9 protein-coding genes are annotated in these 10,230 nt (G+C 69.0%); 4 read left to right on the top strand and 5 right to left on the bottom strand.

Translation table 11 applies throughout. The features are described 5' to 3' along the window. Positions 1-277, top strand: a 277-nt coding sequence (locus tag QZ753_RS05330; protein ID WP_294641649.1) for a glycosyltransferase, incomplete at its 5' end; no start/stop codon positions are given. Here QZ753_RS05330 and QZ753_RS05325 read toward each other — a convergent pair. The 3 genes from QZ753_RS05325 to QZ753_RS05315 all read right to left on the bottom strand — a co-directional run bounded on the left by QZ753_RS05325 (position 250) and on the right by QZ753_RS05315 (position 4,401). Then, complete coding sequence (locus tag QZ753_RS05325; RefSeq protein ID WP_294641648.1) at positions 250-1,059, bottom strand: glycosyltransferase family 25 protein; 810 nt, start codon at positions 1,057-1,059, stop codon at positions 250-252. The genes QZ753_RS05330 and QZ753_RS05325 overlap by 28 nt on opposite strands. Beyond that, entirely contained in the window at positions 1,059-2,456 is a 1,398-nt protein-coding gene (locus QZ753_RS05320) for a TrkH family potassium uptake protein (RefSeq protein ID WP_294641650.1), read from the bottom strand. The genes QZ753_RS05325 and QZ753_RS05320 overlap by 1 nt, the downstream gene beginning before the upstream one ends. Positions 2,457-2,610: 154 nt before the next feature. Continuing rightward, complete coding sequence (locus QZ753_RS05315) at positions 2,611-4,401, bottom strand: ABC transporter ATP-binding protein (RefSeq protein ID WP_294641647.1); 1,791 nt, start codon at positions 4,399-4,401, stop codon at positions 2,611-2,613. A gap of 383 nt (positions 4,402-4,784) precedes the next feature. Between QZ753_RS05315 and trxB the strand changes: the two genes are divergently transcribed. The 3 genes from trxB to chrA all read left to right on the top strand — a co-directional run bounded on the left by trxB (position 4,785) and on the right by chrA (position 8,226). Beyond that, entirely contained in the window at positions 4,785-5,756 is a 972-nt protein-coding gene (trxB, locus tag QZ753_RS05310) for a thioredoxin-disulfide reductase (protein ID WP_294641646.1), read from the top strand. Positions 5,757-5,794: 38 nt separating this feature from the next. After that, positions 5,795-6,691 carry a LysR family transcriptional regulator gene (locus QZ753_RS05305; protein WP_294641645.1) on the top strand — a complete coding sequence of 299 codons (897 nt, stop codon included), beginning with the start codon at positions 5,795-5,797 and terminating at the stop codon, positions 6,689-6,691. A gap of 323 nt (positions 6,692-7,014) precedes the next feature. Continuing rightward, complete coding sequence (chrA, locus tag QZ753_RS05300) at positions 7,015-8,226, top strand: chromate efflux transporter (RefSeq protein WP_294641644.1); 1,212 nt, start codon at positions 7,015-7,017, stop codon at positions 8,224-8,226. A 54-nt stretch (positions 8,227-8,280) separates the two neighbouring features. Here chrA and QZ753_RS05295 read toward each other — a convergent pair whose 3' ends face one another. Together QZ753_RS05295 and QZ753_RS05290 are read right to left on the bottom strand one after the other, a co-directional pair. Beyond that, positions 8,281-9,486, bottom strand: coding sequence for a pyridoxal phosphate-dependent aminotransferase (locus QZ753_RS05295; protein WP_294641643.1), 1,206 nt, complete (start codon positions 9,484-9,486; stop codon positions 8,281-8,283). Positions 9,487-9,717: 231 nt separating this feature from the next. Continuing rightward, positions 9,718-10,200: a PRC-barrel domain-containing protein gene (locus QZ753_RS05290; RefSeq protein WP_294641642.1), complete on the bottom strand. Its 483-nt coding sequence runs from the start codon at positions 10,198-10,200 to the stop codon at positions 9,718-9,720. Positions 10,201-10,230 lie beyond the last annotated feature (30 nt).

The raw sequence follows: 10,230 nt of genomic DNA, 5'->3' as shown, positions 1-10,230 counted from the left end.
CGGCCTGACGCCGATGGAGGCCATGTCCTGCGGCGTGCCTGTGGTGGCCGCCGACGTCGGCGTCTTCTCCGACGTCGTGACGGACGGATGCGGCGCGATCGTCCCGCCGGACAACCTGCCAGCGCTGGTGGCCGCCATCGAGCTCCTCCTCAACGACGAGCCACGCCGCGTGCAGGCGGCGGACGCTTCTCTTGCCAAGGCGCGCGCCGAGTTCGCCCTCGCGCGCGAAGCCGACGAGATCATCGCCGTCTATGAGAGCTTGTGGGCATCGACCTGACCGAAGTCCTCGTCGACGATCGGTGTCCGCTCGTACTGAGCCAAGCCCAGCCGCATGAGATGATAGCGCGCGAGCCCGACCTGCGTGCCGATCCGGCGGAGGAGAAACGGCCAGTTATCGCAGCGGAGGCTCGACCGCTTGCGCATTGCCTGGATTGAGGTCGCCGGATCGACGCTGGCCTTCAGCCCCCGCGCCTCGAGGATATGCGCCTGCACCACCAGCGCCGGCTCCGCCTGCCAGGAGACGAGCCCGGCAAACCCGTGCAGGAAGGCGTCGACCGGCGCCGCCCCGCGCCGCTCGGTGCGCTCCAGCAGCTTGACCGCCCCTGACGGCCAGAGGAGGTAGCCGGCCGAGCCCGACTTGTCGCGATACATGCGCCGCACGGAGACGCCGCCGCCGAGGTCCGCCGCCCGCCGCGCCGCAAATCGCTTGCGGTCGAAGCTTTCGAGGTTGAGGAAGTCCGGGCCCGCGAAGGCCGCCAGCGCCGGAAGCGCCACGCCGATCCGCCGCGAGAGGACCGCGTCGTCCTCCAACACCAGCACCGGCTCCGCGCCCGCCGCGACGTCCTCCCAGATCGCATGGTGGGACAGGAAACAGCCGAGTTCCGGCCCCCTCAGGGGCCGCTCCCAGCGCCCGTTCAGCCGCGCCGCGACGTCCGCGGAGATATCCCCCGTCTCCACCGCCCGCACGCGCTGGAGCGGGAGGCCGAGCCGCGCCCCCTGCGCTTCCATGAAGGCGCGGCGCTCTACCGCCCGGTCGAGGTTGATGAAGACGGCCCGCATCAGTCTCTCCAAAAGCCCGGCGACAGGATCACCAGCACGGTGACGATCTCGAGCCGCCCGATCAGCATCAGGAACGACAGGATCCACAGGGCGGGCGCCGACAGCGAGGAGAAGTTGCCCGCCGGCCCGACGACCTGTCCGAAGCCCGGGCCCACGTTGCCGACCGCCGTCAACGACGCGGAAAAGGCGGTGAGGAGTTCGAGCCCGCAGATCGAGAGCGCCGTGGTGCCGAGAAGCAGCGACAGGAAGAATAGGAAGATGAAGATCGTCACGCTCTGCAGCGTCTCGATCGAGATGTCGTCGTGGCCGTATTTCAGCCGCTGGACGGAATGGGGCCGGATGACGCGCGCGAAGTTCGCGCGCATCAGCGCATAGAGGATGATGATCCGGTTGACCTTGATGCCGCCGGCGGTCGATCCCGCGCAGCCGCCGATGAACAAGGCGAGGAAGAAGATGCCGATCGCCGCGTTCGACCAGAGCGTGAAGTCCTCCGAGACGAAGCCGGTGGTGGTGATGACCGACACGAGGTTGAACGTCGAGGACAGGAGTGCCTCGCCGAGCGGCACCTCGTTGATCACGACGCGCGTCACCGCCAGCGCCAGCGACAGCACCACACAGAGCACGAGGAACAGGGCGACCTGCGGGTCGCGCCAGCGCTGAAAGCGCCGCGGCAGGAAGATGCGGATGTAGAGCACGAAGGGCAGCGAGCCGGCCATCATGAAGACCGTCGCCACCATGAGGATCGCGTCGCTCTGAAAGAAGCCGAGGCTCTCGTCGTGGGTCGAGAAGCCGCCCGTCGCCAGTGTCGACATCGCATGGTTGAACGCGTCGAAGAGGCTCATGCCGAGCGCGAAATAGAGCATCGCGCAGACCAGCGTCATCGTGGCGTAGACGGCGACGATGCCAGAGGCGAGCTGGCTGACGCGCGGCAGGAGCTTGCCGGAGCGGTCGGAGCTTTCCAACTGGAAGAGCGCCATTCCGCCGACGCGCAGCGACGGCAGGATCAGGAGCGCCATGCCGATGATCCCGATGCCGCCGAGGAAGTTGAGGAGCGAGCGCCAGAGGAGGAGCCCGCGCGGCAGGGCGTCGAGGCCGGACAGCGCCGTCGCGCCGGTCGTGGTCAACCCCGACATGGCCTCGAACACGGCAGCCGCAAACGACAGTTCGGTCTCGGCGAAGTAGAGCGGCAGCGATGCCGTGACGGTCGAGACCAGCCAGATCGTCGTCACCAGCAGGAACCCGAAGCGCGGCGTCGGGCGCACGCTCGCGCCGCGCGTGGCGACGGCGATCAGCGTGCAGACCGCACCGACGACCCCGCCCGTGCCGACGAAGACGACCCAGTCGCGGTTGCCGTCGGACAGGTCGACCAGCGCCGGCAGAAGCATCGCTCCCGACAGGATCAGCCCGAAGATCGCGGCCACATGGCTGATGGTCCTGACGATGGCCCTGCTTCCCCGACGAGCGGCCGCGCCGCCCCCCGCCGGCCGAACCTTCCCTGCTTCTAGAGGTCGGGGCGCGGGGGAGACAAGCCGTCCCCCCGCGCCGCATGGTTCATCCCCCGATCATGCCGGCCGACTGTTGCTCGACCAGCGCGCGGTAGAGGCCGCCGGAGCGCAGCAACAGCTCGGCCGGCGCGCCGTCCTCGACGATCCGCCCCCGGTCGAAGACGAGGATGCGGTCGAGCGAGCGCACGGTCGACAGCCGATGCGCGATGACGAGCGCGGTGCGGCCCGTCATCAGCCGCTCGGTCGCGGCCTGGATCAGGTGCTCGGACTGCGAGTCCAGCGCCGAGGTCGCCTCGTCGAGGACGAGGATCGGCGCATCCGCCAGGAAGGCGCGGGCGAGCGCGATCCGCTGGCGCTCGCCGCCCGAGAGCTTCACGCCCCGCTCGCCCACCAGCGTGTCGTAGCCATCGGGCATCCGAGCGATGAAGGCATCGGCATGGGCGAGACGCGCCGCCGCCTCGATTTCGCCGCGCGTCGCCTCCGGCCGGGCATAGGCGATGTTCTCGGCGAGCGTCCGGTGGAACAGGATCGACTCCTGCGGCACCACCGCGATCCGCCGCCGCAGCGAGACCTGGGCGACCGCGGCCACGTCCTGCCCGTCGACGAGCACCCGGCCGCCCGCCACGTCGTGCAGCCGCTGGATGAGCTTGACGAAGGTCGTCTTGCCCGAGCCCGACGGCCCGACCAGCCCGACGCGCTGGCCGGCGGGGATCGCGACCGACAGCCCGTCGTAGAGCGGCGTCGCATGCGCGCCGTAGTGGAAGCGCACGTCCTCGAACCGGATCTCGCCCGGCCCGGGCACGATGGCGGGCGCGCCGGGAACGTCACGAATCTCGGGCCGCTCGTCGTTCAGATCGACCAGCTCCTCCAGTTCGTTCACCGAGCGCTGGAGGTTGTTGACGTGCATGCCGATGTCGCGGAGGTAGCCGTGCAGCACGAAGTAGGTCGTCAGGATGTAGGTGACGTCGCCGGGCGAAGCCTCGCCGCGCCACCACAGGAGAACGGCGACGCCCGCGATGCCGATGCGGATGCCCCAGAGCACCACGGTCTGCAGCGTGCCGAGCCAGGTGCCGCGCATCCACGTGCGGCGCGTGCCGACCGCCCAGGCGCCGAGCGCCTCGCCGAGCCGCGCCTCCTCGCGCGCCTCCGCGCCGAACGCCTTGACGACGCCGTTGCAGGCGAGCGCGTCGGCGATGACGCCGCCGACCCGCGTGTCGAGCCGGTTGGAGATACGCGAGATCGGCGCGACCCAGCGCGTCGAGAGGAGAACGGTCATCGCGACGTAGAGGACGGCGCCGGTTCCCATCGCGAGCCCCATCACCGGCCACTGCGCGCTGAGGAGCGCGACGGTGCCGACCAGCACCACCATCGAGGGCAGGAGCGCTAGGAGCAGGATGTCGTGCAGGAGGTCGAGCGCCCACATGCCGCGCGTGATCTGCCGCACCACCGAGCCGGAGAAGCTGTTGGCGTGCCAGCTGGCGGAGAAGTGCTGCACCCGGCCGAACGTCTCCTCCCCGACGCGCCGCATGATGCGCAGCGTCATCGGCACGACGCTCGCCCAAGCGCAGTGGCGGGCCGCGACGAAGACGATGCCGAGCGCCGCCATCGCGCCGAGCGCCTGCAGCGCCGGGCCGAGCTCGCGCGTCTCGCCAGTCGACGACAGCGCATCGACGAGACGGCCGGCAAAGAACGGGATCAGGATGTCGGCGAGCGTCGCCAGAGTGATGCAGCCGGCGACCGAGAACGCCAGCGGGCGCTCGTCCCGCCAGTTGGACACGGTGAAGGATAGCGTTCTGCGGATCGCGCCCGCGCGATCGGCCTTGGTGGTCACGGACATGGCTCGACTACGGCAACGGATGCCGTCCCTGCCCCGCGCGGCGCACGAAGGGCACCTCGGAGCGTTCGATCGGAAAGGAGGTGGCCGGCAGGACCGGCGCGACGAGTGGCGGAGGAGCGCTCAGGCCTGAGGCGGGAGCGGACGCAGTCCGGCAGGGCGAAGGATCGACGGATGGATGTTCATGCGCCCTCCCTTCGGGTTCGTCGCGGAAAGAGCGGGGACCATAGCGACGGGGCCGAATCGCGTCCAGCCCGCGCGGCGTTCGATGGGGATGTGTTGCGCCGGCGCAACGGATCGTGTTGTGGGCTTGCCGCCGGTGATCTATTGAAGACGACAAGGGTTGCGCCCATGTCCGGCGCGGTATCGGAAGCCAGAGTCTCGTCATGACCCAGCGCCACGCGGAAATTCTCGTCATCGGCTCCGGCCCGGCCGGATATACGGCCGCGATCTATGCCGCGCGCGCCATGATGAAGCCGCTTCTCGTCGCCGGCCTGCAGGAGGGCGGACAGCTCACGATCACCTCTGAGGTGGAGAACTATCCCGGCTATCGCGACCCGATCGCCGGCCCGTTCCTGATGGAGGAGATGAAGCAGCAGGCGCTCAATGTCGGCGCCGAAATGGCGTCCGACCTGATCGTCGAGGCAGACCTCTCGCGCCGCCCGTTCTCGTTCCGGGGCGACAGCGGCACGACCTATACGGCGGATGCCGTCATCATCGCGACGGGTGCGCAGGCCCGCTGGCTCGGCCTCGAGTCGGAAGCCGCCTTCCAGGGCTTCGGCGTCTCGGCCTGCGCCACGTGCGACGGCTTCTTCTATCGCGGCAAGGACGTGGTGGTGGTCGGCGGCGGCAACACGGCCGTCGAGGAAGCGCTGTATCTCTCGAACATCGCCAGGTCCGTCACCGTCGTGCACCGTCGCGACGGGTTCCGTGCCGAGCGCATCCTGCAGAATCGCCTGTTCGCCAAGGACAACGTCAAGGTCGTTTGGAACGCGGAGGTCGCCGAGGTGCTCGGCAACCTCAAGCCGATGAAGTCGGTGACGGGCGTGCGGCTGCGCGACCGCGTTTCGGGGGAAACGCACGACATCGCGACCGACGGCGTCTTCGTCGCCATCGGCCATGCGCCGGCGACCGAGGTCTTCGGCAACCAGCTCCGCCAGAAGGACGGCGGCTATCTCTGGGTCGAGCCGGGCACGACCCGCACCTCGATCGAGGGCGTGTTCGCGGCCGGCGACGTCGCGGACGACGTGTTCCGGCAGGCGGTCACCGCGGCCGGGCTCGGCTGCATGGCGGCGCTCGAGGCCGAGCGCTGGTTGACCGCGCAGGCCGTGACCGAAACACGGCAAGCCGCCGAATAACGACGTACTCTTGAGGCTTCGGGGGAGGCTGGGGATCGATGGCGCTCGACTGGGACAAGCTGCGGATCTTCCACGCAGCCGCCGAAGCCGGGTCGTTCACCCATGCCGCGAACGTCCTGAACCTGTCGCAGTCCGCGATCTCGCGTCAGGTGGCGGCGCTGGAGCAGGAGATCGGCGCGCCGCTCTTCCACCGGCACGCGCGCGGTCTCGTCCTCTCCGAGCCGGGTGAACTCCTCTACCAGACCGCGACCGACGTCCTGAAGCGCCTGGAGACGGTGCGCATGCAGTTGACGGAAACGCGCGAGAAGCCGCAGGGCAAGCTGCGCGTCACCACGACCGTCGGCCTTGGTTCCGGCTGGCTGACGCAGCGCGCGCAAGAGTTCCTGGAGCTCTACCCCGAGCTCGAGCTGCAGCTCGTCTTCGACAACGAGGAGATCGACCTCACGATGCGCAAGGCGGACGCGGCGATCCGCCTACGCCAGCCGCAGCAGCCCGACCTCATCCAGCGTCGCCTCTTCACGGTGCATCTCCACGTTTACGCCGCGCCGAGCTATCTCGCGCGCTACGGCACGCCGGAGACGAGCGACGATCTCGACCGCCATCGGATCATCACCTTCGGTGAGCCGGCGCCGAATTACCTGCGCAACCTCAACGCGCTGGAAACCGCGGGGCTTCCCGAGGGCCAGAGCCGTGCGCCGATCCTCCAGATCAACAACCTGATGGCGATGAAGTCGGCGATCGAGCGCGGCATCGGCCTCGCACTCCTGCCCGACTATATGATCGATAAGGACACCAAGCTCGTTCAGGTCCTGCCCGACTTGGACCTCGCGTCCTTCGACACCTACCTCTGCTATCCCGAGCAGCTGCGCGACGCCGCCAAGCTGAAGGTGTTTCGCGATTTCCTCATCGGCAAGGCGCGGACCTGGTCCTACTGACGTTGGGCGGGCGTCGGTCGGTCGGTCGGTCGCGCGAGGGCACAAGGCTTCGACGTGTTGCATGCGCTCACCGCATGCCAGACATGCCGAATGAACGATGGTCCTGCGTCATCGCTCCTCTATAACCCTCATCAGTCGGGTCGCGGAGGGCTTACCTCCTCCCAAGCTGCTTCGCTCCCGACTGTTTCCTCCCAAGGGTTTGCTTTTTCGAAAGCCCCTTATTTTTCGGCCGGGTTCTTCGTGAGCCCGGCTTTTTTCTTGTCCGCATCCCGGCGTCGCGTCGCCGTCACCGGCCTTTCGTCGAATCGTCGTAAGACCGCGTCATGACCACGCACTCGCTCGACCGGCTGACCGGCGCCGGCGCCGTCTTCGGCGCATTCCTCGTCCTCGGCCTCACCTCCTTCGGCGGCCCGATCGCCCATCTCGGCTACTTCCGCCGCGCCTTCGTCGAGAAGCGGCGCTGGCTGGACGATACTTCCTATGCCGATCTCGTCGCGCTCTGCCAGTTCCTGCCGGGGCCGACGTCGAGCCAGGTGGGCTTTGCCATCGGCCTCGCCCGCGCCGGCCCACTCGGCGCGCTCGCCGCCTTCACCGGCTTCACGCTGCCCTCGGCGCTCCTGATGTTCGCCGCCGCGCTCGGCGCGTCCAGCATCGAGGGGCCGTTCGGCGCAGCGCTCCTGCATGGTCTGAAGCTCGCGGCTGTCGCGGTCGTCGCCGACGCGGTGCTCGGCATGGCGCGCTCGCTGACGCCCGACCTGTCACGCCGCCTCATCGCCGTCGCCGCGGCCGCGATCGTTCTCCTCGTCCCCAGTGCCCTTGCGCAGGTTCTGGCGATCGCAGCCGGCGCGCTCGCCTACCGCCTGCTCGGCCAAGCCCCCGCGCTTCCACCGGCGACCCCGCAGCGCGAGTTCGGCCTTTCCGCGCGCACGGCCCTGATCGCCCTCGCGCTCTTTGCCGCGCTCGCGATCGTGCCGCCGCTCCTTGCCGCGAACGGGGGGCATCCCCTCGTCGACCTCTTCGACGCCTTCTTCCGCAGCGGCTCGCTGGTCTTCGGCGGCGGCCACGTCGTCCTGCCGCTGCTGGAAGCCGAACTCGTGGCGCCCGGCTGGCTCGACATGTCCACGTTCCTTGCCGGCTACGGCGCGGCGCAGGCGATGCCGGGCCCGCTCTTCACCGTCGCGGCCTTCCTCGGCGCGCTGTCGGCGCCGGCCTCCTCGCCCGCCGTCGGGGCGGCGGTCGCGCTCGCGGCGATCTTCCTGCCCGGCTTCCTGCTTCTCCTCGCCGCCCTGCCCGCCTGGACCCGCCTTCGCGCCTTGCCGGCCGCCCGTGCCGCGCTGGCGGGCGCCAACGCCGCTGTGGTCGGCCTGCTCGCAGCCGCCCTCGTCGGACTGGTCCTCGGTGGCTCGATCGCATCCCCGGCGGACGGACTGATCGTCGCGCTCGCCTTCGCCGCGCTCCATGTCGCGCGCTTGCCGCCGCTTCTCGTCGTTGCGGCGAGCGCAGGCGCCGCGCTGGCCGCCCAGTTCCTCGCATGAAAAAAGGCGGCGGATCGCTCCGCCGCCCCTCTCAAACTCAGGTCATCGATGCGCTCAGCGCTGCAGGCTGCCGCAGAAGCGCTGGATGCGCGAGCAGGCTTCCTCGAGCAACTCGTCCGACGTCGCATAGGACAGGCGGAAGTTCGGGCCGAGGCCGAACGCCGTGCCGTGGACGACCGCGACGCCCTCCTGCTCCAGAAGCGCGGTGACGAAGTCCTCGTCGGTCTCGATCACCTTGCCGGCCTTGGTCTTCATGCCGATCGTGCCCTTGACCGACGGGTAGACGTAGAATGCCCCCTCCGGCGACGGGCATTCGATGCCGCTCGCCTGGTTGAGCATCGACACCACGAGATCGCGGCGGCGCTCGAACATGACGCGGTTCTTCGGGATGAAGTCCTGGGTGCCGTTCAGCGCCTCGACCGCCGCCCACTGCGCGATCGAGCAGGCGCCCGAGGTCTGCTGGCCCTGGATCATGTCCATCGCCTTGATCAGCTTCAGCGGCCCGCCGGCATAGCCGATGCGCCAGCCGGTCATCGCATAGGCCTTCGAGACGCCGTTGATCGTGATCGTGCGCTCGTAGAGCGCCGGCTCGACCTGCGCGGGCGTGGCGAAGGTGAAGTCGCCGTAGACGAGGTGCTCGTACATGTCGTCGGTCATCACCCACACATGCTCGTGGCGCATGAGGACGTCCGTCAGGCGCTTCAGCTCGTCATGGGTGTAGGCCGCGCCCGTCGGGTTCGAAGGCGAGTTGAAGAGGAACCACTTGGTCTTCGGCGTGATCGAGCGCTCCAGCGCCTCGGCCGTCAGCTTGAAGCCGTCCTCCTGGCGCGTCTCGACGATGACGGGCGTGCCGCCGCACAGCGACACCATCTCGGGATAGCTCACCCAGTAGGGCGCGGGGATGATGACCTCGTCGCCGGGATTCAGCGTCGCCATGAAGGCGTTGAACAGGACATGCTTGCCGCCGGTCGAGACGATCGTCTGCTCCGGCTTGTAGTCGAGGCCGTTCTCGCGCTTGAACTTCTGGGAGATCGCCTCGCGCAGCTGCGGGATGCCCGAGATCGGGGTGTACTTGGTCTCGCCGCGCGCGATCGCCTCGACGGCCGCCTGCTTGATGTTGTCGGGCGTGTCGAAATCCGGCTCGCCGGCGCCGAGGCCGATGACGTCCATGCCTTTCGCTTTCAGCTCCCGCGCCTTCTGCGACACGGCGATCGTGGCGGAAGGCTTCACGCGGTCGAGGGAAGCGGCGAGGAAGGCCATGGAACGGCTCCGTTCTGAACTGGCGAAGCGGGTCGGAAAGGGATCGCGAGCCCGGCCGGACCCGCTGCCGACCGAGGCGGGCGGACCCTAGTCGCGCACCGTGTGCGGCGCAAGATGAAAGGATGCGGTGCAGGCCGAACCCCACCGTCTTCGGCGCGCTCGGGTCTCTACGCACGAAAAAGGCCCGCATCGTCTCCGATGCGGGCCCCTGTCCGATCCGAGGATCGCGGATCAGTCGTGGTCGGGGAACACGGTGTCGAGATCGGTGTCCGGCGCGCTGGTCAGCGCCTCGCGCGTCAGCGTCGGGGCGTTGATGCGCATCTTGTTGCCGTCCATCGCCATCTGCAGCTCGGAGAAGTTCACGAGCACGTCCTTCTCGCCGATGCCGAGGAAGCCGCCGACCTCGATCACGGCCGCCGCGACGGTGCCGTCCGAGTTGATGACGAAGTCCTCGATCTCGCCGATCTTCTCGTTGTTGGCGCCGTAGACGTCCTTGTCGTCGAGGTCGCTGGCGAGGTGGCTCATCGCCATCTGGCCGCTCGCCGGCGCCTGCACCGTGTAGAACGGACCGCCCGCCATGCCCGTCGCGGGCGTCGTCGTGGTGGTCGCGGCCGGGGCCATCGTGCCGCCCGTCGTCGTGGTGGTGGAGGTCTGCGCAAGCGCGGCGCCGGTCATCAGGGTGGCAAGGCCGGCGGCGAGGACGAAGGACTTCATGAACAAACCTCTTGGCTGATATCTGCGACC

The organism is uncultured Aureimonas sp., from assembly GCF_913775355.1.
In the GTDB taxonomy this organism is placed as follows: domain Bacteria; phylum Pseudomonadota; class Alphaproteobacteria; order Rhizobiales; family Rhizobiaceae; genus Aureimonas.
Note: the sequence above shows the minus strand (reverse complement) of the source record. Positions and strands in the feature narration are given on the sequence as shown.

Excerpts from the sequence above, each read along its gene's own strand:
- QZ753_RS05325 (WP_294641648.1), bottom strand. The coding sequence starts at position 1,059 with ATGCGGGCCGTCTTCATCAACCTCGACCGGGCGGTAGAGCGCCGCGCC.
- QZ753_RS05315 (WP_294641647.1), bottom strand. The coding sequence starts at position 4,401 with ATGTCCGTGACCACCAAGGCCGATCGCGCGGGCGCGATCCGCAGAACG.
- trxB (WP_294641646.1), top strand. The coding sequence starts at position 4,785 with ATGACCCAGCGCCACGCGGAAATTCTCGTCATCGGCTCCGGCCCGGCC.
- QZ753_RS05305 (WP_294641645.1), top strand. The coding sequence starts at position 5,795 with ATGGCGCTCGACTGGGACAAGCTGCGGATCTTCCACGCAGCCGCCGAA.
- chrA (WP_294641644.1), top strand. The coding sequence starts at position 7,015 with ATGACCACGCACTCGCTCGACCGGCTGACCGGCGCCGGCGCCGTCTTC.
- QZ753_RS05295 (WP_294641643.1), bottom strand. The coding sequence starts at position 9,486 with ATGGCCTTCCTCGCCGCTTCCCTCGACCGCGTGAAGCCTTCCGCCACG.
- QZ753_RS05290 (WP_294641642.1), bottom strand. The coding sequence starts at position 10,200 with ATGAAGTCCTTCGTCCTCGCCGCCGGCCTTGCCACCCTGATGACCGGC.